The organism is Streptomyces graminofaciens, assembly GCF_030294945.1.
In the GTDB taxonomy this organism is placed as follows: Bacteria; Actinomycetota; Actinomycetes; order Streptomycetales; family Streptomycetaceae; genus Streptomyces; species Streptomyces graminofaciens.
The window spans coordinates 8,257,043-8,282,787 of the sequence record NZ_AP018448.1 but is presented as its reverse complement, the minus strand read 5'-3'; the positions used below and the strand labels follow the sequence as shown (position 1 = coordinate 8,282,787).

Annotated in this window: 25 protein-coding genes; 14 read left to right on the top strand and 11 right to left on the bottom strand. The window is 71.0% G+C overall.

Annotated elements, in window-relative coordinates:
* Positions 1 to 9 precede the first annotated feature (9 nt).
* Positions 10 to 867, top strand: coding sequence for an 8-oxoguanine DNA glycosylase OGG fold protein (locus SGFS_RS36405; protein ID WP_286256412.1), 858 nt, complete (start codon positions 10 to 12; stop codon positions 865 to 867).
* Here SGFS_RS36405 and SGFS_RS36400 read toward each other — a convergent pair.
* Both SGFS_RS36400 and SGFS_RS36395 read right to left on the bottom strand, forming a co-directional pair.
* Positions 811 to 1,152 carry a hypothetical protein gene (locus tag SGFS_RS36400; protein ID WP_286256411.1) on the bottom strand — a complete coding sequence of 114 codons (342 nt, stop codon included), beginning with the start codon at positions 1,150 to 1,152 and terminating at the stop codon, positions 811 to 813. The two genes, SGFS_RS36405 and SGFS_RS36400, sit on opposite strands and share 57 nt — an antisense overlap.
* The gene (locus tag SGFS_RS36395) at positions 1,143 to 1,391 is read right to left on the bottom strand and encodes a hypothetical protein (protein WP_286256410.1); all 249 of its coding nucleotides are present in this window, start codon (positions 1,389 to 1,391) and stop codon (positions 1,143 to 1,145) included. The genes SGFS_RS36400 and SGFS_RS36395 overlap by 10 nt, the downstream gene beginning before the upstream one ends.
* A gap of 170 nt (positions 1,392 to 1,561) precedes the next feature.
* Between SGFS_RS36395 and SGFS_RS36390 the strand changes: the two genes are divergently transcribed.
* Together SGFS_RS36390 and SGFS_RS36385 are read left to right on the top strand one after the other, a co-directional pair.
* The gene (locus tag SGFS_RS36390) at positions 1,562 to 2,356 is read left to right on the top strand and encodes a helix-turn-helix domain-containing protein (RefSeq protein ID WP_286256409.1); all 795 of its coding nucleotides are present in this window, start codon (positions 1,562 to 1,564) and stop codon (positions 2,354 to 2,356) included.
* Entirely contained in the window at positions 2,349 to 2,591 is a 243-nt protein-coding gene (locus tag SGFS_RS36385; protein ID WP_286256408.1) for a DUF397 domain-containing protein, read from the top strand. The genes SGFS_RS36390 and SGFS_RS36385 overlap by 8 nt, the downstream gene beginning before the upstream one ends.
* Here SGFS_RS36385 and SGFS_RS36380 read toward each other — a convergent pair.
* The gene (locus SGFS_RS36380; RefSeq protein ID WP_286256407.1) at positions 2,545 to 2,898 is read right to left on the bottom strand and encodes a VOC family protein; all 354 of its coding nucleotides are present in this window, start codon (positions 2,896 to 2,898) and stop codon (positions 2,545 to 2,547) included. The genes SGFS_RS36385 and SGFS_RS36380 overlap by 47 nt on opposite strands.
* A gap of 99 nt (positions 2,899 to 2,997) precedes the next feature.
* On the opposite strand from SGFS_RS36380, the gene SGFS_RS36375 reads away from it, so the two are divergent.
* The 5 genes from SGFS_RS36375 to SGFS_RS36355 all read left to right on the top strand — a co-directional run bounded on the left by SGFS_RS36375 (position 2,998) and on the right by SGFS_RS36355 (position 9,045).
* Positions 2,998 to 3,372 (top strand): DUF4180 domain-containing protein, encoded by a 375-nt coding sequence (locus tag SGFS_RS36375; protein WP_286256406.1) that lies wholly within the window; start codon positions 2,998 to 3,000, stop codon positions 3,370 to 3,372.
* Positions 3,373 to 3,510: 138 nt separating this feature from the next.
* The gene (locus SGFS_RS36370) at positions 3,511 to 3,834 is read left to right on the top strand and encodes a hypothetical protein (RefSeq protein WP_286256405.1); all 324 of its coding nucleotides are present in this window, start codon (positions 3,511 to 3,513) and stop codon (positions 3,832 to 3,834) included.
* Positions 3,835 to 4,158: 324 nt separating this feature from the next.
* Positions 4,159 to 4,962: an endonuclease I family protein gene (locus SGFS_RS36365; protein ID WP_286256404.1), complete on the top strand. Its 804-nt coding sequence runs from the start codon at positions 4,159 to 4,161 to the stop codon at positions 4,960 to 4,962.
* Between the two features lie 146 nt (positions 4,963 to 5,108).
* Entirely contained in the window at positions 5,109 to 7,394 is a 2,286-nt protein-coding gene (locus tag SGFS_RS36360; protein WP_434028232.1) for a mannosyltransferase YkcB-related protein, read from the top strand.
* A 154-nt stretch (positions 7,395 to 7,548) separates the two neighbouring features.
* The gene (locus SGFS_RS36355; RefSeq protein WP_286256402.1) at positions 7,549 to 9,045 is read left to right on the top strand and encodes an FG-GAP-like repeat-containing protein; all 1,497 of its coding nucleotides are present in this window, start codon (positions 7,549 to 7,551) and stop codon (positions 9,043 to 9,045) included.
* 49 nt (positions 9,046 to 9,094) lie between these two features.
* Here SGFS_RS36355 and SGFS_RS36350 read toward each other — a convergent pair whose 3' ends face one another.
* From SGFS_RS36350 to speB, 3 genes are read right to left on the bottom strand one after another with little or no spacing between them, the layout of a single operon-like run.
* Positions 9,095 to 9,460, bottom strand: coding sequence for a DUF3349 domain-containing protein (locus SGFS_RS36350; protein WP_286256401.1), 366 nt, complete (start codon positions 9,458 to 9,460; stop codon positions 9,095 to 9,097).
* Positions 9,461 to 9,472: 12 nt separating this feature from the next.
* A complete protein-coding gene (locus tag SGFS_RS36345; RefSeq protein ID WP_286256400.1) occupies positions 9,473 to 11,161 on the bottom strand; it encodes a thiamine pyrophosphate-binding protein in 1,689 nt (562 codons plus the stop codon).
* Complete coding sequence (speB, locus tag SGFS_RS36340; RefSeq protein WP_286256399.1) at positions 11,158 to 12,147, bottom strand: agmatinase; 990 nt, start codon at positions 12,145 to 12,147, stop codon at positions 11,158 to 11,160. The genes SGFS_RS36345 and speB overlap by 4 nt, the downstream gene beginning before the upstream one ends.
* 156 nt (positions 12,148 to 12,303) lie before the next feature.
* Here speB and SGFS_RS36335 point away from each other — a divergent pair, with 156 nt between their 5' ends.
* The gene (locus SGFS_RS36335) at positions 12,304 to 13,839 is read left to right on the top strand and encodes a PucR family transcriptional regulator (protein ID WP_286256398.1); all 1,536 of its coding nucleotides are present in this window, start codon (positions 12,304 to 12,306) and stop codon (positions 13,837 to 13,839) included.
* Between the two features lie 82 nt (positions 13,840 to 13,921).
* Positions 13,922 to 14,710: a phosphatase gene (locus tag SGFS_RS36330; RefSeq protein WP_286256397.1), complete on the top strand. Its 789-nt coding sequence runs from the start codon at positions 13,922 to 13,924 to the stop codon at positions 14,708 to 14,710.
* A gap of 156 nt (positions 14,711 to 14,866) precedes the next feature.
* Here SGFS_RS36330 and SGFS_RS36325 read toward each other — a convergent pair whose 3' ends face one another.
* The 5 genes from SGFS_RS36325 to SGFS_RS36305 all read right to left on the bottom strand — a co-directional run bounded on the left by SGFS_RS36325 (position 14,867) and on the right by SGFS_RS36305 (position 19,979).
* Positions 14,867 to 15,181, bottom strand: a complete 315-nt coding sequence (locus tag SGFS_RS36325) for a hypothetical protein (protein ID WP_286256396.1) — start codon at positions 15,179 to 15,181, stop codon at positions 14,867 to 14,869.
* A gap of 9 nt (positions 15,182 to 15,190) precedes the next feature.
* Complete coding sequence (locus SGFS_RS36320) at positions 15,191 to 16,837, bottom strand: M6 family metalloprotease domain-containing protein (protein ID WP_286256395.1); 1,647 nt, start codon at positions 16,835 to 16,837, stop codon at positions 15,191 to 15,193.
* Between the two features lie 100 nt (positions 16,838 to 16,937).
* Positions 16,938 to 17,804 carry an acyl-CoA thioesterase gene (locus SGFS_RS36315; protein WP_286256394.1) on the bottom strand — a complete coding sequence of 289 codons (867 nt, stop codon included), beginning with the start codon at positions 17,802 to 17,804 and terminating at the stop codon, positions 16,938 to 16,940.
* A 35-nt stretch (positions 17,805 to 17,839) separates the two neighbouring features.
* On the bottom strand, positions 17,840 to 18,997 hold the full coding sequence (locus tag SGFS_RS36310; RefSeq protein ID WP_286256393.1) for an acyl-CoA dehydrogenase family protein: 1,158 nt from the start codon (positions 18,995 to 18,997) through the stop codon (positions 17,840 to 17,842).
* A 376-nt stretch (positions 18,998 to 19,373) separates the two neighbouring features.
* Positions 19,374 to 19,979: an SACE_7040 family transcriptional regulator gene (locus SGFS_RS36305; protein WP_286256392.1), complete on the bottom strand. Its 606-nt coding sequence runs from the start codon at positions 19,977 to 19,979 to the stop codon at positions 19,374 to 19,376.
* An 86-nt stretch (positions 19,980 to 20,065) separates the two neighbouring features.
* Between SGFS_RS36305 and SGFS_RS36300 the strand changes: the two genes are divergently transcribed.
* Genes SGFS_RS36300 through SGFS_RS36285 form a run of 4 tightly spaced genes read left to right on the top strand, consistent with a single transcriptional unit; the run spans position 20,066 to position 25,715 of the window.
* Complete coding sequence (locus tag SGFS_RS36300; RefSeq protein ID WP_286256391.1) at positions 20,066 to 21,682, top strand: carboxyl transferase domain-containing protein; 1,617 nt, start codon at positions 20,066 to 20,068, stop codon at positions 21,680 to 21,682.
* 6 nt (positions 21,683 to 21,688) lie between these two features.
* On the top strand, positions 21,689 to 23,608 hold the full coding sequence (locus tag SGFS_RS36295; RefSeq protein WP_286256390.1) for an acetyl/propionyl/methylcrotonyl-CoA carboxylase subunit alpha: 1,920 nt from the start codon (positions 21,689 to 21,691) through the stop codon (positions 23,606 to 23,608).
* Positions 23,605 to 24,549 carry a hydroxymethylglutaryl-CoA lyase gene (locus SGFS_RS36290; protein ID WP_286256389.1) on the top strand — a complete coding sequence of 315 codons (945 nt, stop codon included), beginning with the start codon at positions 23,605 to 23,607 and terminating at the stop codon, positions 24,547 to 24,549. Before SGFS_RS36295 ends, SGFS_RS36290 begins: the two co-directional genes overlap by 4 nt.
* A 5-nt stretch (positions 24,550 to 24,554) precedes the next feature.
* Entirely contained in the window at positions 24,555 to 25,715 is a 1,161-nt protein-coding gene (locus tag SGFS_RS36285) for an acyl-CoA dehydrogenase family protein (RefSeq protein ID WP_286256388.1), read from the top strand.
* The last annotated feature ends 30 nt before the right edge of the window (positions 25,716 to 25,745 follow it).

Genomic DNA, 25,745 nt, shown 5'->3' with positions numbered 1-25,745 from the left:
AGACCGGGCGTGCGACGGCAGGAAGTGGCGGACGTGATGGACGCCGAGTCGCTGAAACGGCGGTTGCCGGACTCCGCGGTGCGGGACCTCGGTGAATGGCTGGTCGGCGTCGGCGCGCGCTGTGCGGCGGGCGCCGGGACGCATGCCGTCGACTACGTCCCGGCACACTGGTCGGGGATCGAACCGTGGCCCGACCGGCTTCTTGACCGCTCGCACGCCCAGCCCGTGGCACTCAGCCGCACCCGGGTGGCCGAGGCCGTGCGCGAGGCGACGGAGCACGCGGAGTGGTCCGAGGCTCTCGTGGCCCCGTATGTCTGGGGCCAGGGCCGAAACGGCTACGGCCCCCACCGGCTCAAGGAGATCCTGGCTCAGCCGTCCACCGCCGACGCGTTGAACCGGGCGGGGATCGCTCTCCGGTCGGAGGGGGCCGTCGCGGCCTATCGTGCGTTGCACGGCGCGGTGAAGGGACTGGGGCCGGCGTTCTTCACCAAGTTCCTCTACTTCCTCGACCTGGCGACGGACGCTCCGCACACTCCTCGTGCGCTGATCCTGGACCAGAGAGTCGCACGCGTCATGCGCGACCACGCCTCGCGGGTCGGAACGGACATCGGGCTGACGTCCGCGCCGGCCGTGGCGACGTGGATCTGGTCGGACGGCGGCTGGACGCCGCATCGCTACGAGGTCTACCTGCGCTGGATGACCGCCGCCGCCGACCAACTCGCGTCCGCCGGGATCGGATGGCCCAGGTCGAGCCCCGACCTGCTGGAACTGGCCGTCTTCAACGGCGTATGGAAGCCGGCCGGGTCATGGTCACCGGACGGCTCCGGCGTCCGACACGGAGGCCGCGTTCGTCGGCGGCACGGATGACAGCCGAGCGCCCCGGCTCTCCGCGATCCGGTGGACGTCGGTCAGCGACTCCGTCATCCGGGCGAGCAGGAAGCGGAGTTCCGCGCCGGTGACGCGGTGGTCGGCCAGTATGTCGGCCGCGTGGCCCAGCAGTTCGCCGGCCATGCCGAGCTGCACGCTCTCGATGTCGTCGGCCAGCCGGGACACGTAGCCCTCGCCGTCGCCCACGACGTAGCACGGCTTGCCGCCGGCCTCGGTCCAGGGCAGCAGCCGCGCCACGGTTCCGTTCCCGTGGCTCACCCCCATGCCGCCACCTCCCTCTCGTACAGCGCACGGGCCCGGGCCAGTTGGAGCCTGAACTCCGGGGTGTGGCCATCCTTGAGCCAGGGTCGCGTCAGGGCGTTGTCCTCGCCGCGCAGCGGGGGTGAGCCGAGGTGGCGGACGGTCGGACCGGTGGGGTGGGGGAAGACGACCGGAGGGAGGCTCGGCTCCAGGATCCGGCGTTTCCGGAGCAGCATGAAGAAGCGGGCGATAAGGTTGCCCATGTCGTCGTTTCCGTCCTTGTGTAGCGGTTGATGACCACGCCCCCGGACCGGTCGTACGGTCGCGGGGGTTTTCGCTTTGTGTAGCGATCCGCTCACAGCCTGAGACATGCCGGGCTACGCTCGCCAGGGGTCGGCTGGTGACAGCGCATTTGTCACAAGGGAGTTGGGCGATGGGCACGATCTACGGCGACTGGCTCAAACAACAGCGCGAGACGGCGGGGCTGACGCAGCAGCAACTGGCCGACATGGCGGTCATGACGCGCTCCCACGTGGCCCACATCGAGGCGGGCCGCCGAGTGCCGTCGAAGGAGGACGCGCGGCGGTTGGACAGGGCTCTGAACACGGGGGATGTGTTGAGCAGCTTTCTGCCGCAGGACGATGTGGCGGTTACGGATTACTTCGAGTCCGTGCGCCTACTCGAACAACAGGCCATGACGATCAGGGAGTACGCCAGCGCGTTCGTGCCAGGCGTTCTTCAGACGAAGGGGTACGCACGTGCGGTTCTGAGCGCGACCTTCCCTCCTGTGAGTGAAGAGGAATGTGACAGGCGCGTTGTCACACGCCTTGAGCGCGCGAAAATCCTGGACGATCCGGTGACACCCGTGTTTTGGGCGGTGCTGGACGAGGCAGTTCTGCGTCGCTCCGTCGGGGGGCGAGACGTCATGGCGGAGCAGCTCATGCACATGGTCCGCCTGACGGAGAGCGGCCGGGTACGTATCCACGTACTGCCGTTCGGAGTCGGCGCCTACCCGCTCCTACAAGGCATGTTGACGCTCATGGCGTTCGAGGATCAGCCGCCGGTGGGCTACGGCGAGGGCGTAAGCATGGGCAAAATCCACGACACACCCGCCGTCGTCAAGCGACTCGAAGACGTCTACGCTCTCGCATTGAGCGACGCGATGCCACTGAGGGAGTCAATCGCCCTGCTGCGGGCCACAGCAAAGGATTACGGACGCCATGACTGAACACACCATCCCCGACGCATCCACCCTCACCGGCTGGCGAAAGTCCTCGCACAGCTCAACCAACCCCGACAGTTGCGTGGAAGTCCTCGACGACCACCCGTCAGGCATCCCCGTCCGCGACTCCAAGAACCCCCACGGCCCCGCCCTGCTCATCTCACGCCCCGGCTGGGCCTCGTTCATCGCGTCGCTCACACCGGCTGCCACAGCTCGACCCGATTGCCCTCCGGATCGGTGACCCAGCCGAATCGGCCGACGCCCTCCATGTCCTGCGTTTCCCCGGCCACGTCCGCTCCCTTGGCGCGCAGTTGCGCGAGCATCGCGTCCAGGTCGCGGACCCGGAAGTTGAGCATGGTCTGCTGGGTGCGGGAGCCGAAGTAGTCGGTCTCGGACTCGAACGTCGCGAACACCGTCGGCCCGGTTCCCTGACGCCACAGGCCGTGCTCATCGGCGTCCAGGCCCAGGCAGTCGCGGTACCACGCGTTCAGGGCCGCCGGGTCGGCAGCCCGCATGAAATATCCACCGATTCCAAGCACACGTTCCATGCCGTCATGGTGCCAGCACGGAGATCGAGCAGGTCGGCACCACACCATCGCCCGCTTCACCCCGCCCCATCGCGGGAAAACTCGTTAGCCTCGGTCTCCATGACCACTCTGCAGACGATCCACGACGTGCCCGTTCTGATGTGCGACCCCGAGGGCGACGCGATCGGCAGTGAAGGCGACGCCCTGGACCTGGTGGGCAATGCCGGCTATCTGGGCGCCCAATGGGTCGCCATCCCCGTCGGACGGTTCGACGAGGCTTTCTTCGAACTCCGCACCCGCGTCGCCGGCGACATCATCCAGAAGTTCGTCAACTACCGTGTGGGAATCGCCGTCATCGGCGACATCTCCCATCACACGGCCGCCAGTTCGGCGCTGCGCGACTTCGTCCGCGAGTGCAACCGAGGACGGCAGACATGGTTCCTCGCCGATGTCGAGGAACTGCGGGAGCGATTGAAGGGTCAAGGCCTGTCCTAGGTACGGCCAGCCCCGCCAAAAAGTCATGGACACGCTGATCAAATCGCGAGTAGCCTCCCCGTGACCATTGCCTGGGCCCCGTCCAGGGGGTCCTCGCCGCCTGCCTGACCAGCAGGCCCGGAGAAGGGGGAATCACCCATGAACAAGAAGAAGCTGACCTCGCTCGCCATGACGCCGCTGGTGGTGGCGGGCATCGCCGTCGCCCTGCCGATCGCGGGCGCGACCGCTGCCAGTGCAAAGCCGAGCCAGTGCCAGGTGGGCAAGCCCGACGAGAACACGGGGCTCGCGATCTGCCACGCCGGTACCGGTCAGGTGCGGGTCAAGGTGACCTGCGAGGACGGCGTCACGGGCAGCTCGCACTTCGCGTACGGCCCGTGGGTCGGCGTCGACAAGACCTCGAAGGTCGCCTGCGGTGCGGCCCAGCGGTACTTCGTCTCCCTGGTCGACTACCAGCTCCGCTGAATCGACCGCACCCACCGGGGTGCATGACACGAGCCGCCGACACATGTCGGCGGCTCGCTGTCGTTTCCGCGTCAACGGCCGTGCAGCACAGCCGATTTCCCACGTCAATCAGGGTCTGCCCTCGACGTGGAGCAACGAGGGGGGAGTTGGGGCACGAAGGTTGTCCCGTTCTCCATAACGTCACCAAATCGCCTTCCCGCCGTAACACATGCGCTGACCCGTCCATGCCAATCTCTCGGTTACCCACACAGTCAACCCGCGTAGAACGAGACTCCCTCCAGCAACTCCTCGTACTTCGCGGCCCTCTGGGAAGGGACACCCCTCATGCCCGCTGCGCGGATACGCAGTTGGAAGACGGTCGCTCTCGCGACGTCGGCTGTGCTCGTCGGCATCGTTGTGCCGGCCGCCACCGCCACCCCCGCCTCGGCGACGACGACCGCGTACGACACCACGTACTACGCGAACGCCATCGGCAAGACCGGCACGTCGCTCAAGTCCTCGCTGCACACGATCATCAGCGACCAGACCACGATCTCCTACTCGGCGGTCTGGAACGCGCTGAAGGTCACCGACCAGGACCCCAACAACAGCAGCAACGTGAAGCTGCTGTACAGCGGCATCTCCCGCAGCAAGTCCCTCAACGGCGGCAACTCCGGCAACTGGAACCGCGAGCACGTGTGGGCCCAGTCCCACGGTGACTTCGGCACCTCCGCCGGTCCGGGCACCGACCTGCACCACCTGCGCGCCGAGGACGTGTCCGTCAACTCCACGCGCGGCAACCTGGACTTCGACAACGGCGGCAGCAGCTTCACCAACAGCGGTGGCAGCCTCGTCGACTCCAACTCGTTCGAGCCGCGCGACGCGGTCAAGGGCGACGTGGCCCGCATGATCCTCTACATGGCCGTCCGCTACGAGGGCGACGACAGCTGGCCCAACCTGGAGCCCAACGACTCCGTCAACAACGGCGGCACCCGCTTCCACGGCCGCCTCTCCGTACTGAAGGCCTGGAACGACGAGGACCCGCCGGACTCCTGGGAAGAGCGCCGCAACGACCTCATCTACAACGACTACCAGGGCAACCGGAACCCGTTCATCGACCACCCGGAGTGGGTCGAGGCGATCTGGTAAGCCCTGAGCAACGGCGAACCCCCCAGCCCCACGCCGGGGGGTTCGCCGTTTTCACGGGCCCCGTTTTACTTCCCGCAGTGTGAATTCACAGGCCGCTGCCAGGTACGCCACAGTGCGCGCCCATGCCCTCGTCGGACGGTGCGATGGTGACATCTGCCACCGAACCGCACCCCCACACCGCCGACAGTCCCGAAGCCACGGTGACCTCGGCGGCCCCACCGCCCGCCACGCCCGTACAACCGCCGGAAAGCGCGCCGCGCTGGTCGCTGCCCGCCCTGATCGGGATCATGATCCTGGCCGCGGTTCTGTACTCCTGGAACCTCTCCTCCTCCAGTCTCAACAGCTTCTACAGCGCGGCCGTGCTCAGCGGTACGCAGAGCTGGAAGGCGTGGTTCTTCGGTTCGCTGGACGCGGGCAACTTCCTCACCGTCGACAAGCCGCCCTTCGTACTGATGGTGATGGGCCTGTCCTGCCGCGTCTTCGGCTTCGGGACGTGGCAGATGATGGCCCCGCTGATCGCCTCCGCGCTCGGCACGATCTGGATCCTCCATTCGTCCGTGAAGTGGGTGTGGGGGCACGGGGCCGCCGCGATCGCCGCGCTCGTCCTCGCCCTGACCCCGATCACGGTCGCCATCAACCGCGACAACAACCCCGACACCCTCCTCGTCTTCCTGATGGTGGCCGGTGCCGCCCTCGCCCTGCGGGCCGTGCACGACGGCAAGCTGCTGCCGCTGCTCGGCTCGGCGGTCTACTTCGGGCTCGCCTTCAACACGAAGATGCTCCAGGGCTACATCGCCCTGCCCGCCGTCTTCGCCGTGTACCTGTACGCGGCCAACGTCGGCCTCGTGAAGCGGATCGTGAACCTTCTGCTCGCGGGCCTCGCCCTCGCCGCCGCCAGCTTCTGGTGGGCGGCGGCCGTCTCCCTCGTACCCGCCGACGAGCGGCCGTACATCGGCGGCTCCACGGACGGCACCGCCTGGGACCTGATCATGGGCTACAACGGCCTCGGCCGGATCCTCGGCGGCGAGGGCAACGGCGGAGGCGGGGGCGGTGGAGGCGGCGGCTTCTCCGGCACCGCGGGCCTCGGCCGGATGTTCAACGACGTCCTCGGCGGCCAGATCTCCTGGCTGCTCCCCTTCGCGGCCATCGCGCTCGCCGGCGGGCTGCTGCTGCGCGGCCGTGCCCCGCGTACGGACCCGGCGCGGGCCGCGCTCGTGCTGTGGGGCGGCTGGACGGTCCTGCACTACCTGACCTTCAGCCTCGCCGAGGGCACCATGCACCCGTACTACACGACCGCGCTCGCCCCGGGCGTCGCGGCGCTGTGCGCGGGCGGCGGGGTCATGCTGCTGCGCGCCTTCCGCGCCGACAAGCGCTGGCTGTGGGTGCTGCCGGGCGCGTTCGCGGTCACGGGTGTGTGGGCCGTCGTCCTGCTGCGCCGGGCGACGGACTGGAACGTCTGGCTGTGGCCGACGATCGCCGTCGTCATGGCCGCCTCGATCGTGGGCCTGATCGTCTTCCGCTCCGGCGGGTCCGGGCGGAGCGTACGGCTGCTCGCGGCCTCCCTCGCCGCCGCGATCGTCGCGTCGGTGGCGGGACCGGCCGCGTACGCCGCGACCGAGCTGTCCGGGACGGGGGGTGGCATGGGCGGTACGAACCCCACGGCCGGGCCTTCGACGGGCGGTGGCATGGGCGGTCCCGGTGGTGGGGGTGGCGGCCGCGGTGGCTTCCCCGGAGGCGGTGGCGGTGGCGGCCAGGGCGGCGGGCCCGGCGGCCAGCAGGGCACTCAGCAAGGCGGTCAGCAAGGCGGTACGGGCAGCCAGAGCGGGCAGGCCGACGGTCAGCAGCAGGGTGGCGGGCAGATGGGTACGCCTCCGAGCGGCGCGCCGGGCGGTACCCAGCAGGGCGGCCAGGCCCAGCAGGGCGGCAGCCCCGGTGGCGGCGGCGGTGGCATGGGAGGTGGCGGCGGCATGGGCGGTGGCGGCGGCATGGGCGGTGGTGCCGACAGCGAGCTGATCTCCTATCTGAAGAAGAACCAGGACGGCGCCACGTGGCTGCTGGCGGTGTCCAGTTCGCAGAGCGCTTCCCAGCTCATCCTGAACAGCGGCGAGCCCGTGATCTCCATGTGGGGCTGGTCCGGCAGCGACCGGGCCATGACCCTCACCAAGCTCAAGGAACTGGTGAAGAAGGGCGAGCTGCACTACGTCCAGCTCGGCGGCGGCATGGGCGGCGGTCCCGGCGGGGGCTCCGGCCTCAGCTCGGAGGTCACGGCCTGGGTGCAGGAGAACGGCACGGCGGTGGAGGCGAGCGAGTACGGCGCCGGTTCGTCCGCCGACTCCGACAGCTCCGCCGGTTCCGGCAACTCCACCGGTTCCGGCAACTCCGACAGCTCGACCGCGTCGATCTACCGGCTGGACCCGGCCGACGTCGGCTGAGCACAGCCGCAGCCCCCGCGACCCCTGGAGACCGAGGTTTCCAGGGGTTGCCCTTTTTTACTGCCCCTCCGGTCATACAACCCCCGCACCCACTTTCGAGTCGCACTCCCTGAACACCCCACCGGGGGCATTCACCGACTCGAAAGGCACCGCCATGTTCCGTTCGCGCAGGGCGCCCCGACGCCGCAGGATCACGCTCGGCAGCGCCCTCCTCGCCGTCCCCCTGGCCGCCTCCGTCGTCCTCACCGGCGGCCTCGGCTCCGCGTCGGCCGCCCCCAAGTCCGTCCCGGTCGCCGACGACTTCAACGGCGACGGCTACGCCGACCTGGTCGTCGGCGCGCCGAACGCGACGGTGTCCAGCAAGGCGAAGGCCGGCTACGTGGAGGTCCTGTACGGCTCCTCCACGGGCCTGTCGACCACGAACACCGCCAAGCGGAAGCTGATCAGCCGCTCCACCAGCGGGGTCCCCGGCGCCGCCACCGCCAACCAGCGCTTCGGCACGACCTTCGCCAAGGGCGACCTCGACCGTGACGGCTACGGCGACCTCGTGATCTCCGGCGGTCCGGCGGGCTCGGTCGTCCTGTGGGGCTCGAAGTCCGGCCTGACCGGCGGTACGAACCTCGCCGGGTACGGGGCGGCGCCCCAGGCCGGCGACTTCGACGGCGACGGCAAGACCGACCTGGCCCTGTTCTCCGTGAAGGATGTCGGCGGCGACGACCCCGAGGGCTCCCCGGCCGCGCTGTGGAAGGGCCCCATCTCGCGCGCGGGCAAGCCGGCCGCCGTACTGCCCCTCCTCGACAAGTCCCTGTGGTGGGGCTGGGAGGCGGACGACGCGTCCTGCAACACCAAGGGCGGCTGCGAGGACGGCCCGTCCTCGATCACCGGACCGGTCGTCTCCGGCCAGGTCGGCGACGTCAACGGCGACGGCCGCGACGACATCGTCCAGTGGCACTACACCGGCGACGGAACGTGGGGCAACCGCCTCCTCCTGGGCGCCGCCTCGGGCTTCACCCGCGGCTGGACACCCGGCGACACCACGGGCGGCGCGGCCGGCACGGGCATCGGAGACGTGAACGGCGACGGCTTCGACGACATCGTCGTGGGCGCCGACGACTGGTCGGAGCAGGTGCGCGTCGCGTACGGCTCGGCCACCGGCCCCTCCGAGGCCAACACGGTCTCCTTCGACCAGGACCTGCCCGGCTTCCCCGGCGTCCAGGAGTCCGGCGACGTCGTCGGCTCGTCGGTGTCGGTCGCCGATGTCACCGGTGACGGTTACGCCGACATCGCGCTCGGCATCGCGTACGAGGACCTGGGCAAGCTGACCAACGCCGGTTCGGTGGCCCTGCTCCACGGCAGCGCCTCCGGCGTCACGGGCACGGGCGCGCAGGCCTTCACCCAGGACACCGCCGGGATCCCCGGGGCGGCCGAGTCGGAGGACAAGTTCGGCGCGTCCACCGCCCTGGTCGACGTCAACGGCGACGGCCACCGCGACCTCGCCGTCGGCGCCCCCACCGAGAACAGCGACAACGGCGCGGTCTGGCTCCTGCGCGGCACGGCCTCCGGCCTCACCACGAAGTCGGCCCTCGCCTTCGGCGCGAAGGACCTCTCGGCCCCGTACACGGACGCCCTGTTCGGCCAGTCCCTGCGCTGACCGCCTGACGGCGCACCCGGACGACGGGGACGACCGGGACGACAGGGGCTCAGCCCTCGTCGTCCCGGTCGTCCCCGTCGCCCCCGTCGTCCTCGTCGTCCAGCTCCCAGCCCCGCTCCACCATCCGCGCCTTCAGCCGCCCGACCCGCCCGGGCGCCGGCCGCCGCACGGACAGCGCCGCGGCCATGTCGTTCCGCGCCACATGCCGATCGACCCCGAACGCCGCCTCCACGACCACGCCCAGGTTCCGCTCCGACAGCGACTCGGAGAGGATCACGAGCAGCGGCGGGTAGTCCTCGTCGGCGACACCGTCCGGGAACACCGACGCAAGCCCGTCGACGACCTCGGCCAGGTACGACTCCATGGGCGACTCCACGGACGGCTCCACCGGCGACTCCATGGACGGCTCCCCCATGTACCGCTCTCCTTACGTGGGCAGGTGCGTCGGTGCGAACATCCGCAGCAGCGCCGGAAGCACGACCACCGAAGGGCCGGGCGTCGCGAGGGACTTGGCCAGGTCGGCCGTGAGCGTCTCGGGGGTCGTCCGCACGCCCGGGACGCCGAACGACTCCGCCAGGGCCACATAGTCGGGGCGTACCAGCTCCGTCCCCGTCGCCTCCCCGAACGCGTCCGTCATGTATTCGCGCAGGATGCCGTAGCCGCCGTCGTCGACGATGAGCCACGTCACGGGGAGGTCGTACTGCTTCGCCGTGGCCAGCTCGGCGATCGAGTACAGCGCGCCGCCGTCGCCGGAGACTGCGAGTACGGGTGCGGTGGGGTCGGCGACCGCCGCGCCCAGGGCCGCGGGGAAGGCGTAGCCGAGGCCGCCGGCGCCCTGGGCGGAGTGCATGCGGCCCGGGCCCTTGGCGTCGAAGGCCGACCAGGCCCAGTAGGCGAGGATCGTCATGTCCCAGAAGGACGGGGAGTCGGTGGGGAGGGCCGTGCGGATCGATGCCAAGAGCTGCTGTTCCAGGGTGAGTTCCTGGGACGCGATGCGGTCGGCGACCTTCGCGAGCAGTGTGCGTACGCGATCCGGGGCGGAGTCGTCCGTGCGCTCCTCCACCGTCTCCAGCAGCGCCTGCAACGCCAGGCGGGCGTCCGCGTGGATGCCCAGCGCGGGGTGGTTGGACTCCAGTTTGCCAAGGTCCGCCTCGATCTGGACGACCCGGCCGCGTGGCTTGAACGTGTGGTAGTTGGAGGAGAGTTCGCCGAGCCCGGAGCCGACGACCAACAGCACGTCCGCGTCCTCCAGGAAGTCCGTCGTGTGGCGGTCCTCCAGCCAGGACTGGAGGGACAGGGGGTGCTTCCAGGGGAAGGCTCCCTTCCCGCCGGGCGTGGTGACCACCGGCGCCTTCAGCACCTCCGCCAGCTGCTTCAGCTTGCCCGAGGCGTCCGCGCGTACCACTCCCCCGCCCGCGATGATCGCCGGACGGACCGCCTTCGACAGCAAGTCGGCTGCCACAGCGGTCAGTTCGGGGCGGGGAGGCAGGTCCTCGGGGAAGGCGTCGCCGCCCGTCACCACCGGGATCAGGGTCTCGGCCAGCAGCACGTCCTGCGGGATCTCCACCCACACCGGGCCGTGCGGGGCCGACAGCGCCGACTTCCAGGCCGCCTCGATCGCGGACGGGATCTGGGACTGCGTACGGACGGTGTGGACGGACTTGACCACGCCCCTGAACGAGGCCGACTGGTCCGGGAGTTCGTGGAGGTAGCCGTGGCGGCCGCCGCCGAGGCCCGCCGTCGGGATCTGGCTGGCGATGGCGAGGACGGGCGCCGAGGCCGCCGCCGCCTCCTGGAGCGCGGGGAGCGAGGTCAGCGCGCCCGGGCCCGTCGACAGCAGCAGGGGGGCCGCCTCGCCGGTGATCCGGCCGTACGCGTCCGCCGCGAAGCCGGCGTTGTTCTCGACCCGCAGGCCGATATAGCGGAGGTCCGAGCGGCGCAGGGCGTCGAACATGCCGAGCGCGTGCTGGCCGGGGAGACCGAACACGGTCGTCGTGCCGAGCGCCGCCAGGGTCTCCACGACCAGGTCTCCGCCGGTGCGGCCGGGGGGAGGGTTCAGCGCGGCCTCCGTCTGGGCGGCCGTCGGGCGGAGTACCAGGTCGTGGTCGTGGGTCACTTCGCTGCCTTCTCCTGCTTCGACTGCTTCGCCTGCGCGATCTGGCGGGACATGATCGTGGTGAGTTCGTACGCCGTGTGCGAGGCGGCCACGGCGGTGATCTCGGCGTGATCGTACGCGGGCGCCACCTCGACGACGTCGGCGGAGACCAGGTTGCAGGACGCCAGGCCGCGCAGGATCTCCAGCAGCTCGCGGGAGGTCATGCCGCCCGCCTCCGGGGTTCCCGTGCCCGGCGCGTGGGCCGGGTCGAGGCAGTCGATGTCGATGGAGATGTAGAGCGGACGGTCGCCGATGCGCTGGCGGAGCTGGTCCGCGACCTCGTCGGCGCCCCGGCGGTAGATGTCGGCGGAGGTGACGATCCCGAAGCCCATCTTCTCGTCGTCGGTGAGGTCCTGCTTGCCGTAGAGCGGGCCGCGCGTGCCCACGTGGGACAGCGCCTCCGTGTCCAGGATTCCCTCCTCCACGGCCCGCCGGAACGGGGTGCCGTGCGTGTACTCGGCGCCGAAGTACGTGTCCCAGGTGTCGAGGTGCGCGTCGAAGTGGAGCAGGGCGACCGGGCCGTGCTTCTTGGCCACGGACCTCAGCAGCGGGAGCGCGATGGTGTGGTCGCCGCCCAGGGTCATCAGCCTCGCCCCCGTCCCCAGCAGCTCGTCCGCCGCCGCCTCGACCGTCTCCACCGCCTCGTCGATGTTGAACGGGTTGGCGGCGATGTCACCGGCGTCCGCGACCTGGGCGAGGGCGAAGGGGGAGGCGTCCTGGGCCGGGTTGTAGGGGCGCAGCAGCCGGGACGCCTCGCGGATCGCGTTGCCGCCGAAGCGGGCGCCCGGCCGGTAGGAGACGCCGGAGTCGAACGGCACGCCCACGACCGCGACGTCCGCGCGGCCCACCTCGTCGAGGCGGGGCAGCCGGGCGTAGGTGGCGGGCCCGGCGTACCGGGGGATGCGGGAGGAGTCGACGGGGCCTCGGGGCGTCTCGATGCCGCTCATGATGTTCTGCCTTCTTTCCTGTGCTTCATCACATATGTACTACTTCAGTACATGCTCGGTGGCGGGCGACGAGCACTGACCTTAGGTGGCCGGAAAGCGGCTGCGAAGTGTACGTTTCATCCATTCGGGCCGATGAGGATGAAGGAAACGCACATCATGCCGGACCCCGTGGTTCCCCCCACTCCACCCGTGCCCCTCTCGGCCCTCCTCGCCCGCGAGGACCTGGGTCTGCGGCAGATCGCCGGCCCGGTGGACGAGGACACGGCGATCCACTGGGCCCACACCTCGGAGATGTCCGACCCCTACCCGTACCTGCTCGGCGGCGAGCTGCTGCTGACGGCCGGGATCCATGTCCCGGAGCCTGCGGGTTCGGGGACGTACTTCGACGACTACGTCTCCCGCGTCGTCGCGGCGGGCGGGGCGGCCCTCGGCTTCGGGGTGGCCCCGGTGCACGACACGGTGCCGAGGGCGCTCGTCGAGGCCTGCGACACCTACGGCCTGCCGCTGATCGAGGTGCCGCCGCGGACGACCTTCTCGGGTGTCGCCCGCGCCGTCTGGCAGCTCATGGCCCGCGCCCGCCACGCCGAACTCCGCCGTGTCACCGAGGCCCAGCAGAGCCTGGCCGCAGCGGCGTCCCGCCCGGACCCGGTACGCGCGGTACTGCGACAGCTGGCCGGACGGGTCGGCGGCCGAGCGGTGCTGTACGGGCCGGAGGGGGTGGAGCTGGCGTCGGCGGGACGGGGCCCGACACCGGCCGCCCTGGCCGACCTGGCAACAGTGGTCGGCCCCCACGAACCCGCACCCGCCGGAACACCCCGACCCCCCGAGCTCTCCCCGCACACATCCACATCCACACCCGCCCCCACTCCCGCCCCCATCCCCGCCTCCGCCACCGACACTGTCGACGGCACGCACCTCTCCGCGTACGCCCTCGGCGCCGGGCAGGGATTCGTGCTCGGGGTGGCCACTCCATGGCGCGAACACGGCGACCACACCATCGCCGCGGTGGCAGCCGTACTCCTCTCCCTCCTCACCGGCGAACAGCAGAGCGGCACCGGCGCGGCCCGGGCGGCGGCGCTCGTGCGGCTGCTCCTCGGGGCGTCCCCGGAGGACGTCGCGCCGCTGCTCGGCGCCGGGCCGTGGCTGGTCGTGCACGCCCGCCCGGCGGACGACGGGCCGCCGCCGGACACCGTCTCCGCCGCAGCGCTCGGCGCAGCCCTCGGCTCCGCGCTGGTCGACGCCCACGGCGATGTCGTACGGATCCTCGTCCCCGCCGACCACGAGGTCACCGCCCAGCCGGGCTGGACGCTCGGGGTCGCCGCCCCGGCCGCCCCGCACGAGTGGGCCGCCGCCGACACCCACGCGGCCCGCGCCCTGGCCCGGGCGAGGGCCACCCGTACGGCGCTGGTCCGGCACGGGGCCCGTACCGCGCTGGCCGACCTGGTCCCGGCGGTGGACGCGGCCGCCCACGCCCGCGCCCTCCTCGCGCCCCTCGCCGACTCCCCCGCCCTCGGCGAGACCCTGCGCACCTGGCTCTCCCTGCACGGCAGTTGGGACCGGACGGCCGTGGCGCTGGCGGTGCATCGCAACACCGTGCGCCAACGGATCGGCCGCTGTGCCGCGTTGCTGGAGGCGGATCTCGACGACCCGGACGTACGGATGGAGTTGTGGTTCGCGCTGCGGACAGGCTGAACGGCGCGGTGGGTGGAGTGACGCAGGTCGCAGCGCCCGGGACGGCCGGGACTCCCGCAGTTGTCTGCCTCACAATGGAGGCATGCCGATATCCGGGACCCCCAGCCGCGCCGAGCTCGTCGAGCACCTCGTACAAACGCGTATCGCGGGCGACGTCGCCACGCCGCGCGAGAACAACCTCTCCCACTACCGCGAACTGGCCAACGGCAACCGCCACTACTGGCTGGGCCTGGAGCTGGGCGACCGCTGGAGCGACGAGCAGGACGTACTCGCCGTGATGGCCGAGCGCGTCGGCGTGAACGACGACCCGGGGCACCGCTACGGCCAGGACACCATCGACCCGGACCTGACGGTCGACGCCCTGGAGCGCATGGCCGCCCGGCTCCGCAAGGCGGCGGCCGGCAAGCAGCGCGTCCTGTTCGCCACCGGCCACCCCGGCGGCCTCCTCGACGTGCACCGGGCGACGGCGCAGGCGCTGCGCGCGGCGGGCTGCGAGATCGTCGTCATCCCGGACGGGCTGCAGACGGACGAGGGCTACGTCATGCAGTTCGCGGACGTCGCCGTCCTCGAACACGGCGCCAGCCTCTGGCACACCCACTCCCCCGAGCCGATGCGCGCCATTCTCAGAGGCATGGAGGGCGCCGGCCGTCCACTGCCCGACCTGGTCGTCGCCGACCACGGCTGGGCGGGCTGCGCGGGCCAGCTCGGCATCGACTCCGTCGGCTACGCGGACTGCAACGACCCGGCCCTGTTCCTCGCCGAGTCCGAGGGCACCCTCCAGGTCGCGGTCCCGCTCGACGACCACGTCCTCAGCCCGCGCTACTACGACCCGATGACGGCGTACCTGCTGGAACAGGCGGGGCTGGCGTAGGCCTCCGGCCGGCGGGGAGCGCCCGACAGCTCGGGGGAGGGAGAGTTCCTCGGCGGCCGCGGGTCGTGTGTGGTCGCTCGCGCAGTTCTCCCCGCGCCCCTGAAAGCACGGGGCGCGGGCCCATGAGCCGACCACTGTGTTTCGTCATGACCGGCCTCACGCACCTCCCGGCGCCGGTTCGACGGCGAAGGTGCCCGGTGTCGGTCTGCGCTCGGCCATCGCCTCACCCGCGGCCAGTCTGGCCCGTACGCGGATGACGGACCCCGGTGCCGCGTCCGCCAGAAGCGGGCGCGGCACCGCGAGCAGCAGGCGGTGCCCGACGTTCCGCGACAGCAGGTCGGCGTAGCCGGCCACCGGCTCGGCGGCGAGCACCTCCACCTCCGCCCGGTCCCAGTCGGCCAACCGTGGGTGCTGCTCGGTCCCGACCAGCCGCGTGGTCAGATCGGTCCGGTTGTCGATCGCCTGCACCATGGCCGGCGGTCACCGATGGGGTGGGCCCTGGTGCCGGTGCCTGGCCTGCGAGTTGCTCGCCTTGGCCGGGGACTGCGGGCCGCCCGCCGCAGCCTTGGGCTCGGGCCGCGCGCTCTGCCGGAGGTAGGCCTCGGCGCCCGCCCAGGGGTAGTTCGCCACCGTCTGCTCCAAGGAGGCGAGCCGTTCCTGCAGTTCATGGATGGTCTCGACGAGCGCGGACATGTCCTCCGCCTCGGGCCCGGCGGCGACGGCGACCGGCATGCGCACGGCTTGTGCCGAGGACACCGACACCCTGGCCGTCATCGTGGCGCCGGACGCCGAGATGTCCGTGACGGAGACACCGGTCGGGGCCCCAGCGTACGACTGGGAGCTGGGGCTGCTCCGGTCGCCGAACGCGGTGTTGCCGGTGCTCCCGGGGTAGGGGTCGCCGCTGTCGCCGCGGTTCGTGCCCCATTCCAGGTCGCGCTGGTCGTCGGCCTGGACCAGGCCCACCATGAAGTGGTTCTCGTTCGAGTTGTCCTGCTGACCCTCGTCGACGTGCCAGATCAGCAGGCCGGATTCGGGCAACGAGGTGTCGTACCCGGTGCGTTGGCGGTTCTCCACCAGGAAGTACTCGTTCCCCGGCAGGCCGTCGGTCCACAGCCGGTGCGCCTCGAAGCCGCTCTTGACGTCGGGGATGGACAGCGTCGTGTCGTTCGTGACGTTGACGGCCTTGGCCCAGCCCTGCTGGACCTTGCACCAGGCCGAGGGGTGCGTCGGGATGTCTCCGCCGCCGCCCCATGAACCGCCGCCCATCAGACACCAGTCGCCGACACCCTCCGATGAGCCGTCGATGTCGTACAGGTCGGGGAAGCCGAACAGCAGGTGCCCCAGCTCATGGGCGCAGACCCCGATCTTGGCGTCCTCGGGAATCGTGAGGTAGCCGAAGATCCGGGCGCCGTCGGCGTTGTACGCGCTCGGCAGGACCCACTTGTGCGACCAGATGTCCCCGGGGTCACCGGTGGCCTCGCCGCCGGAGCCGGCGTGCAGGACCATGAACGCGTCGACGAAACCGTTGCCGTCGTTGTCGTACGGCGCGTAGTTGACGAGGGGGTCGGCCAGGACGGCGGCGTCCCTGGCCATGAGCCGGGCGCGTGCCTCACCCCTCGGGCGGCCGATGCCGAAGTTGTTGTTGGCGTACCAGGAGAGCTTCTTCGGCAGCCGGACGGGACCGATGACCTCGCCGACGATGTCCACCAGGCCATGGGTCACCTCGCGGAAGTAGTCCCGGACACTGCCGTGCCGCAGCTCGCCCACGGAGAAGAACAGCTTCTCGAAGTGCTCCTTCTCGGCGGTCATCGGCTTGTCCTGGAAGTCCGCCAGGACGACGACGACCCGGACCGCGCCGGTCAGCGGCGTGCGGGTGGCGGCCGCGTTCCGGATGGCCTCGTGCGGTGTGCCGGGCGGGAACTCGCCCGCCGGGATGATCGTGCCGTCGTCGAAGCCGAGCCTGCGGGGGGCGCCGTTGGTGCGGAACATGCTGCCCAGGTCCGACTCGCCGCGGACCCGCTCCAGTTCGCGGCGCACTCTCTCGCGCAGCTCCGGGCTGGGGGCGATGGCGCAGAACTCCGACCAGACCGCGACGGCGGAATTCCCACCGGTGAAGGGTTCAACCATCTTGATTCCTCCCAAAGGGATTTTCTGGTTGTTTCCTTCGCCAGTGACGCATGTCACCCAAACGCCCGCAACACGGTCCGCGCGGTCCGCATTTCGCCCCTCACCGGGGTACGCGGACCACGCCCTCCTGGATCACCGAGATGGCGAGCCGCCCGTCCCGCGTGTAGATCCGGCCCTGGCCGAGGCCGCGGCCGGCCGACGCGGACGGCGACTCCTGGTCGTACAGCAGCCACTCGTCGGCCCGGAACGGGCGGTGGAACCACATGGCGTGGTCCAGCGAGGCACCGACCACGTCACCGACGGCCCAGCCGCCGCGCCCGTGCGCCAGCAGGATGGAGTCGAGGAGCGTCATGTCGGAGACATAGGTGGCGAGGACGACATGCAGGAGCGGGTCGTCGTCCAGCTTGCCGTCGGCGCGGAACCACACCTGCGAGTGCGGCTCGCGCGGCTCGCCGTACCGGCCGAACGGCGGGTCGTCGACGTAGCGCACGTCGACGGCGGCCCGCGACTCCAGCATCTTCTGTACGACCTCGGGGGCGAGGTCGTACCCCGCGAGCCGTTCCTCGGCGGTGGGGAGGGTCTCCGGGTCGGGCGCGGACGGCATCGGAGCCTGGTGTTCGAGCCCCTCCTCGTACCGCTGGAAGGACGCCGACAGGGCGAAGATGGGCTGCCCGTGCTGGACCGCGAGGACGCGGCGCGCGGTGAAGGAGCGGCCGTCGTTCATACGGTCGACGGTGTAGACGATGGGTGCGCCGGGGTCGCCGATGCGCAGGAAGTACGCGTGCAGGGAGTGGGGCAGCCGGTCCCTGGGGACCGTGCGCCCGGCGGCGACGAGCGCCTGGGCCGCGACCTGCCCGCCGAAGACCCTGGGGACGATGGCGGGCCGGGACTGACCGCGGAAGATGTTCTCCTCGATCTGCTCGAGGTCGAGCAGATCGAGGAGATCCTGAAGTGGTGCCTGACTCATGAGGTCAGTTGTACTGGATGGTAATTTCCGGTGCCTTACAGACCCATGTCCTTCGCGATGATCGACTTCATGATCTCGCTGGTGCCGCCGTAGATGCGGTTGACGCGGTTGTCCGCGTACAGGCGGGCGATCGGGTACTCGTTCATGAAGCCGTAGCCGCCGTGCAGCTGGAGGCAGCGGTCGATCACGCGGTGGGCGACCTCGGTGGCGAAGAGCTTCGCGGAGGCGGCCTCGGCCGGGGTCAGCTCGCCGGCGTCCAGGGCCTCGGTGGCGCGGTCGACGACGGCCTCGGCGGCGTCCACCTCGGCCTGGCAGGCGGCCAGCTCGAACTTGGTGTTCTGGAACGCGGCGACCGGCTGCCCGAAGACGACACGGTCCTTGACGTACTGCTTGGTGAACCGGATGGCCGCCTTGGCCTGCGCGTACGCGCCGTAGGCGATGCCCCAGCGCTCGGAGGCCAGGTTGTGGCCGAGGTAGTAGAAGCCCTTGTTCTCCTCGCCGAGCAGGTCCTCGACCGGGACCTTGACGTCGACGAAGGCCAGCTCGGCGGTGTCGGAGGTGCGCAGCCCGAGCTTGTCGAGCTTGCGGCCCACCGAGTAGCCCTCGGCCTTGGTGTCCACGACGAACAGGGAGATGCCGTGGCGGCGGTCCTCGGCGGTCGCCGGGGAGGTGCGGGCGCAGACGATCATGCGGTCGGCGTGCACACCACCGGTGATGAAGGTCTTGGAGCCGTTGAGGACGTAGTGTGTGCCGTCCTCGCTCAGCTTGGCGGTGGTCTTCATGCCCGCGAGGTCGGAGCCGGTGCCCGGCTCGGTCATCGCTATCGCCCACATCTCCTCGGCGGAGACGAACTTCGGCAGGTAGCGCTTCTTCTGCTCGTCGGTGGCGAGCAGCTTGACGTACGGCAGACCGAGCAGCACGTGCACGCCGGAGCCGCCGAACTGCACGCCCGCGCGGGCGGTCTCCTCGTACATCACGGCTTCGAACTTGTACGAGTCGATGCCGGCGCCGCCGAACTCCTCCGGCACGGTGATGCCGAAGAGGCCCAGCTCGGCAAGCTTGTAGTAGAACTCGCGCGGCGCCTGGCCGGCGGCGAACCACTCGTCGTAGACGGGCACGACCTCGGCCTCGATGAAGGCACGCAGGGTCTCCCGGAACGCCTCGTGATCCTCGTTGAACACCGTACGGCGCACCGCCGGCCCCTCTCTGCGCCTAAGCCGGCGCCGCTCTCGCGGGTGTGGTCGCTCGCCGTAGGGGGCCTCAATCGTTGGTTGCGCCCCTCGGCTAAGCGCTTGCTCAGAACAACCGTACCGGCGGGTAGGGACAGCCGTCCAGAGAGTCACCCGTAACGCTCGTCACGCCCGACGGCCCGCCGACGGCGGGTCAGCAGGCCGCGCGGGAGACGGTTCCGGAGCCGCCCCGGCCGCTCTCATGGCCATCGTCATGGCCATAGCCGTCGTCGCGGTCACAGCCGGCGACCTGGCGCAGGGCGCGGACGCCGAGGAGGGAACAGGCTGCGCGGCGATCCGCCGACCTTCCGGGCGCGTCCACGGTCGAGGGTTCGGCGTATCACCCGGCGGTCGTCGGCTCCGCCGCCGCGAACGCCCCCCGGGCCATCCGGTGCAGCAGGGCCGCCGTGGTCGCCCGGCCGGGCAGGGCCCCCGGTCGGCCGAGGTGGGGTGTGGAGTTCAGGAGGCCGAACACCGAGTGCACCGCCGAGCGGGCCGCGGGCTCCGCCAGGGCCGGGTAGACCTCCCGGAGCACCTCCACCCACAGCTCGACGTACTGCCGCTGGAGCTGGCGGACCAGCTTGCGGTCGCTGTCGCGGAGGCGGTCCAGCTCGCGGTCGTGCAGGGTGATCAGGGGGCGGTCGTCCAGCGCGAAGTCGATGTGCCCCTCGATGAGCGAGTCGAGGACCGCCTCGGCCGCCACCCCGTCGGCCTCCTGGAGCCGCCGCTTCGCGCCCGTCAGCAACTGCCCGCTGATCCCCACGAGCAGCTCGGCGAGCATGGCGTCCTTGCCCGCGAAGTGGCGGTAGAGACCGGGGCCGCTGATGCCGACGGCCGCTCCTATCTCGTCGACCCCGACCCCGTGGAAGCCGCGCTCGGCGAAGAGTCGGGCGGCTTCCTTGAGGATCTGCTCGCGGCGGGTCGGGGCGTCGGTTCTGGTGGCCATGAAGTCGATTCTAGACAGGGAGGTTAGCGCTCGTTAACCTGGAGGAAATGCGTTAACGCTCATTAACAAGGTGAGGGGATCGCAGGATGCATCAGGCACCGGAGCTGACGAGCGCGGCAGACCCCGCGTCGGAGGCCTGGCGGGCCAACGAGGAGGCGCATCGCACCCTCGTCGAGGAGCTGCGCGGCAAGCTCGGCGCGGCGCGGCTGGGCGGGGGTGAGAAGGCCCGGGCCCGGCACACCGCGCGCGGCAAGCTGCTGCCCCGGGACCGGGTCGACACCCTCCTCGACCCCGGCTCCCCCTTCCTGGAGCTGGCTCCGCTGGCCGCCGACGGGATGTACGACGGGCAGGCCCCCGCCGCCGGTGTCGTCGCCGGGATCGGCCGGGTCGCGGGGCGCGAGTGCGTGATCGTCGCCAACGACGCGACGGTCAAGGGCGGCACGTACTACCCGATGACCGTGAAGAAGCACCTCCGCGCGCAGGAGGTGGCCCTGGAGAACCGCCTGCCCTGCCTGTATCTCGTCGACTCCGGCGGCGCCTTCCTGCCCATGCAGGACGAGGTCTTCCCCGACCGCGAGCACTTCGGGCGGATCTTCTACAACCAGGCGCGGATGTCGGGCGCGGGGATCCCGCAGATCGCGGCCGTCCTCGGCTCGTGCACGGCCGGCGGGGCGTACGTCCCGGCCATGAGCGACGAGGCGGTGATCGTCCGCAACCAGGGGACGATCTTCCTGGGCGGGCCGCCCCTGGTGAAGGCCGCCACCGGCGAGGTCGTGACCGCCGAGGAGCTGGGCGGCGGCGACGTCCACGCGCGCGTGTCGGGCGTCACCGACCACCTCGCGGAGGACGACGCCCACGCGCTGCGGATCGTCCGGACGATCGTCTCCACCCTCCCGTCCCGAGGACCGCTGCCCTGGTCCGTCGAACCTGCCGTCGAGCCGAAGGTCGACCCGTACGGGCTGTACGGCGCGGTGCCGGTCGACTCGCGCACGCCGTACGACGTGCGGGAGGTCATCGCGCGCGTGGTCGACGGCTCGCGCTTCGCGGAGTTCAAGGCGGAGTTCGGGCAGACGCTGGTCACGGGCTTCGCGCGGATCCACGGCCACCCGGTCGGGATCGTCGCCAACAACGGCATCCTGTTCTCCGAGTCCGCCCAGAAGGGCGCCCATTTCATCGAGCTGTGCGACCAGCGCGGCATCCCGCTCGTCTTCCTGCAGAACATCTCCGGCTTCATGGTCGGCCGGGACTACGAGGCCGGTGGCATCGCCAAGCACGGCGCCAAGATGGTGACGGCGGTCGCCTGCACGCGCGTACCGAAGCTGACGGTCGTGATCGGCGGCTCGTACGGCGCGGGGAACTACTCGATGTGCGGCCGGGCGTACTCACCGCGCTTCCTGTGGATGTGGCCGGGCGCCAAGATCTCGGTGATGGGCGGCGAGCAGGCGGCGTCCGTGCTCGCGACGGTCAAGCGGGACCAGTTGGCGGCGCAGGGCCAGGAATGGCCCGCGGAGGACGAGGACGCCTTCAAGGCGCCCATCCGCGCCCAGTACGAGCGCCAGGGCAACGCCTACTACGCCACCGCCCGCCTCTGGGACGACGGGGTCATCGATCCCCTCGACACCCGCCAGGTGCTGGGACTCGCCCTGACCGCCTGTGCCAACGCGCCGCTGGGCGACCCCCAGTTCGGCGTCTTCCGGATGTGAGGACCCATGTTCGACACAGTGCTTGTCGCCAACCGCGGCGAGATCGCGGTCCGCGTCATCCGCACCCTGCGCGCGCTGGGCGTCCGCTCGGTGGCCGTCTTCTCCGACGCGGACGCGGACGCGCGGCACGTCCGGGAGGCCGACACGGCCGTACGGATCGGCCCGGCGCCGGCCACCGAGAGCTATCTGTCCGTGGAGCGCATCCTCGACGCCGCCTCCCGCACCGGCGCCCAGGCCGTCCACCCCGGGTACGGCTTCCTCGCCGAGAACGCGGCTTTCGCACGGGCGTGCGAGGAGGCGGGGGTCGTCTTCATCGGCCCTCCCGCTTCGGCGATCTCCCTCATGGGCGACAAGATCCGCGCCAAGGAGACGGTGCAGGCGGCCGGGGTGCCGGTCGTCCCCGGCGGCCGTGACCCCGAACTGGCCGACGCGGCCCGTGCGTTGGGCGCGCCCGTGCTGCTGAAGCCCAGCGCGGGCGGCGGCGGCAAGGGCATGCGCCTGGTCCGGGACCTCGGCGCCCTGGAGGAGGAGATCGCCGCCGCCCGCCGCGAGGCCCGCGCCTCCTTCGGCGACGACACCCTCCTCGTCGAACGGTGGATCGACCGGCCCCGGCACATCGAGATCCAGGTCCTGGCCGACGGGCACGGGAACGTCATCCACCTCGGCGAGCGCGAGTGCTCTCTCCAGCGCCGGCACCAGAAGGTCGTGGAGGAGGCGCCGAGTGTGCTCCTCGACGAGAAGACGCGCGCCGCGATGGGCGAGGCGGCGGTCCAGGCGGCCCGCTCCTGCGGCTACCGGGGCGCGGGCACGGTCGAGTTCATCGTCCCCGGCGGCGACCCCTCGTCGTACTACTTCATGGAGATGAACACCCGCCTCCAGGTCGAACACCCGGTGACCGAGCTGGTGACGGGCCTGGACCTGGTCGAGTGGCAGCTGCGGGTGGCGGCGGGCGAGCCGCTGTCCTTCGGCCAGGAGGACGTACGCCTCACCGGGCACGCCGTGGAGGCCCGCATCTGCGCCGAGGACCCGTCCCGCGGCTTCCTGCCGTCCGGCGGCACGGTGCTGAAGCTCCGCGAACCGCAGGGCGACGGCGTACGGACGGACTCCGGGCTCAGCGAGGGCACGGAGGTCGGGTCGCTGTACGACCCGATGCTGTCCAAGGTGATCGCGTACGGACCAGACCGGGCGACCGCGCTGAGGAGGCTGCGGGCCGCCCTGGCGGAGACGGTGACGCTCGGCGTGCAGACGAACGCCGGGTTCCTGCGACGGCTGCTGGCCCATCCGGCGGTCGTCGCCGGGGAGCTGGACACCGGGCTGGTGGAGCGGGAGGTCGAGGGGCTGCTCGCGGGTGACGTGCCGGAGGAGGTGTACGAGGCGGCGGCGGCCGTACGGCTGTCGGGGCTGACCCCGGTGGCGGACGGCTCCTGGACCGACCCCTTCTCCGTGCCGAGCGGCTGGCGGCTGGGCGGCACCCCGAAGCCCGTCGCCTTCCACCTCCGCGTACAGGACCCCGTGGAGCACGCCCCGCGCGGCACCCACACCGTCACCGACGACCATGTCTCCGTCACCCTCGACGGCGTCCGCCACACGTTCCACCGGGCCGCCGACTGGCTGGGCCGCGACGGCGACGCCTGGCACGTACGCGACCACGACCCGGTGGCGGCCTCGCTCACCGGCGCCGGGGCGGGCGGCGCCGACTCGCTGACCGCGCCGATGCCGGGCACGGTGACGGTGGTGAAGGTGGCCGTCGGGGACGAGGTGACCGCCGGTCAGAGCCTGCTGGTCGTGGAGGCGATGAAGATGGAGCACGTCATCTCCGCACCGCACGCCGGGACGGTCACCGAGCTGGACGTCACCCCCGGCACGACGGTCGCCATGGACCAGGTGCTCGCGGTGATCGCACCCCACGAGGAGGCGGCGGAATGACACCACCCACGGCACTGCCCATGGTCGTACCGGCCCCGGGTCTGCCCGCCCGCGTCCGCGTCCACGAGGTCGGCGCACGCGACGGCCTGCAGAACGAGAAGGGCACGGTCCCCACGGAGGTCAAGGCGGAGTTCGTCCACCGTCTCGCCGAGGCGGGCCTGACGACGATCGAGGCCACCAGCTTCGTCCACCCGAAGTGGGTGCCCCAACTGGCCGACGCGGAGCAGCTGTTCCCGCTCGTCAGCGGCCTCCTGGTGGCGCTCCCGGTGCTCGTGCCGAACGAACGCGGACTGGACCGCGCGCTCGCCCTCGGCGCCCGGCGCGTCGCCGTGTTCGCCAGCGCCACCGAGTCCTTCGCCAAGGCCAACCTCAACCGCACGGTCGACGAGGCACTGGCGATGTTCGAGTCGGTGGTGGCGAGGGCGAAAACACAGGGCGTCCATGTCCGCGGCTATCTGTCGATGTGCTTCGGCGACCCCTGGGAGGGCGCCGTCCCGGTCCCCCAGGTGGTGAGGGTCTGCAAGGCGCTGCTGGACATGGGCTGCGACGAGCTGAGCCTGGGCGACACGATCGGGGTGGCCACGCCGGGGCACGTACGGCGGCTGCTGACCGCCCTCGTCGAACAGGGCACTCCCGTGGAAACCCTTGGCGTCCACTTCCACGACACCTACGGCCAGGCACTGGCCAACACCTATGCCGCCCTGGAGCACGGCGTCACCACCGTCGACGCCTCCGCCGGCGGCCTCGGCGGCTGCCCCTACGCCAAGAGCGCCACCGGCAATCTCGCCACCGAGGACCTCGTGTGGATGCTGCGCGGCCTCGGCATCGACACCGGTATCGACCTCGACCGTCTCACCGCCACCAGCGTGTGGATGGCCGACCGATTGGGCCGACCCAGCCCGTCCCGCACCGTACGAGCCCTCTCCCACAAGGAGCAGTAAGAGCGATGGACCACCACCTCTCCCCCGAACTGGATGAACTCCGCCGTACGGTCGAGGCGTTCGCGCACGACGTCGTCGCCCCCAAGATCGGCGACTTCTACGAGCGGCACGAGTTCCCCTACGAGATCGTCCGCGAGATGGGCCGCATGGGCCTGTTCGGGCTGCCGTTCCCCGAGGAGTACGGCGGCATGGGCGGCGACTATCTGGCGCTGGGCATCGCCCTCGAAGAGCTGGCCCGGGTGGACTCGTCCGTGGCCATCACCCTGGAGGCCGGTGTCTCCCTGGGCGCGATGCCGATCCATCTCTTCGGCACCGAGAAGCAGAAGGAGGAGTGGCTGCCCCGCCTCTGCTCCGGCGAGATCCTCGGCGCCTTCGGTCTGACGGAACCGGACGGCGGCAGCGACGCGGGCGCCACCCGTACGACCGCCCGGCTGGACGAGTCGACGAACGAGTGGGTGATCAACGGCAGCAAGTGCTTCATCACCAACTCCGGAACGGACATCACGGGCCTGGTCACGGTCACGGCGGTCACGGGCCGCAAGCCGGACGGCAGGCCGCTGATCTCGTCGATCATCGTCCCGTCGGGCACGCCCGGCTTCACGGTGGCGGCCCCCTACTCCAAGGTCGGCTGGAACGCCTCCGACACCCGCGAGCTGTCCTTCTCCGACGTACGGGTCCCGGCGGAGAACCTCCTCGGCGAACTCGGCCGCGGCTACGCCCAGTTCCTGCGCATCCTCGACGAGGGCCGCGTCGCGATCTCCGCCCTCGCCACCGGTCTCGCCCAGGGCTGTGTGGACGAGTCGGTGAAGTACGCCAAGGAGCGGCACGCCTTCGGCCGCCCGATCGGCTCCAACCAGGCCATCCAGTTCAAGATCGCCGACATGGAGATGAAGGCCCACACGGCCCGCCTGGCCTGGCGCGACGCGGCCTCCCGGCTGGTCAGCGGCGAGCCCTTCAAGAAGGAGGCGGCGCTCGCGAAGCTCTACTCCTCCACCGTCGCCGTCGACAACGCCCGCGACGCCACCCAGATCCACGGCGGCTACGGCTTCATGAACGAGTACCCGGTCGCCCGTATGTGGCGTGACTCCAAGATCCTGGAGATCGGCGAGGGCACGAGCGAGGTGCAGCGGATGCTGATCGCCCGGGAGCTGGGGCTGGTGGGCTGACGTCGGTCCGCGCCGCCGCCTGCCGGGCTC

What these genes read in the sequence shown, in the direction of transcription:
- SGFS_RS36400 (WP_286256411.1), bottom strand. Translation starts at nt 1,152, where the DNA reads ATGGGGGTGAGCCACGGGAACGGAACCGTGGCGCGGCTGCTGCCCTGG.
- SGFS_RS36395 (WP_286256410.1), bottom strand. Translation starts at nt 1,391, where the DNA reads ATGGGCAACCTTATCGCCCGCTTCTTCATGCTGCTCCGGAAACGCCGG.
- SGFS_RS36390 (WP_286256409.1), top strand. Translation starts at nt 1,562, where the DNA reads ATGGGCACGATCTACGGCGACTGGCTCAAACAACAGCGCGAGACGGCG.
- SGFS_RS36385 (WP_286256408.1), top strand. Translation starts at nt 2,349, where the DNA reads ATGACTGAACACACCATCCCCGACGCATCCACCCTCACCGGCTGGCGA.
- SGFS_RS36380 (WP_286256407.1), bottom strand. Translation starts at nt 2,898, where the DNA reads ATGGAACGTGTGCTTGGAATCGGTGGATATTTCATGCGGGCTGCCGAC.
- SGFS_RS36375 (WP_286256406.1), top strand. Translation starts at nt 2,998, where the DNA reads ATGACCACTCTGCAGACGATCCACGACGTGCCCGTTCTGATGTGCGAC.
- SGFS_RS36370 (WP_286256405.1), top strand. Translation starts at nt 3,511, where the DNA reads ATGAACAAGAAGAAGCTGACCTCGCTCGCCATGACGCCGCTGGTGGTG.
- SGFS_RS36365 (WP_286256404.1), top strand. Translation starts at nt 4,159, where the DNA reads ATGCCCGCTGCGCGGATACGCAGTTGGAAGACGGTCGCTCTCGCGACG.
- SGFS_RS36355 (WP_286256402.1), top strand. Translation starts at nt 7,549, where the DNA reads ATGTTCCGTTCGCGCAGGGCGCCCCGACGCCGCAGGATCACGCTCGGC.
- SGFS_RS36350 (WP_286256401.1), bottom strand. Translation starts at nt 9,460, where the DNA reads ATGGGGGAGCCGTCCATGGAGTCGCCGGTGGAGCCGTCCGTGGAGTCG.
- speB (WP_286256399.1), bottom strand. Translation starts at nt 12,147, where the DNA reads ATGAGCGGCATCGAGACGCCCCGAGGCCCCGTCGACTCCTCCCGCATC.
- SGFS_RS36335 (WP_286256398.1), top strand. Translation starts at nt 12,304, where the DNA reads ATGCCGGACCCCGTGGTTCCCCCCACTCCACCCGTGCCCCTCTCGGCC.
- SGFS_RS36330 (WP_286256397.1), top strand. Translation starts at nt 13,922, where the DNA reads ATGCCGATATCCGGGACCCCCAGCCGCGCCGAGCTCGTCGAGCACCTC.
- SGFS_RS36325 (WP_286256396.1), bottom strand. Translation starts at nt 15,181, where the DNA reads ATGGTGCAGGCGATCGACAACCGGACCGATCTGACCACGCGGCTGGTC.
- SGFS_RS36320 (WP_286256395.1), bottom strand. Translation starts at nt 16,837, where the DNA reads ATGGTTGAACCCTTCACCGGTGGGAATTCCGCCGTCGCGGTCTGGTCG.
- SGFS_RS36315 (WP_286256394.1), bottom strand. Translation starts at nt 17,804, where the DNA reads ATGAGTCAGGCACCACTTCAGGATCTCCTCGATCTGCTCGACCTCGAG.
- SGFS_RS36305 (WP_286256392.1), bottom strand. Translation starts at nt 19,979, where the DNA reads ATGGCCACCAGAACCGACGCCCCGACCCGCCGCGAGCAGATCCTCAAG.
- SGFS_RS36300 (WP_286256391.1), top strand. Translation starts at nt 20,066, where the DNA reads ATGCATCAGGCACCGGAGCTGACGAGCGCGGCAGACCCCGCGTCGGAG.
- SGFS_RS36295 (WP_286256390.1), top strand. Translation starts at nt 21,689, where the DNA reads ATGTTCGACACAGTGCTTGTCGCCAACCGCGGCGAGATCGCGGTCCGC.
- SGFS_RS36290 (WP_286256389.1), top strand. Translation starts at nt 23,605, where the DNA reads ATGACACCACCCACGGCACTGCCCATGGTCGTACCGGCCCCGGGTCTG.
- SGFS_RS36285 (WP_286256388.1), top strand. Translation starts at nt 24,555, where the DNA reads ATGGACCACCACCTCTCCCCCGAACTGGATGAACTCCGCCGTACGGTC.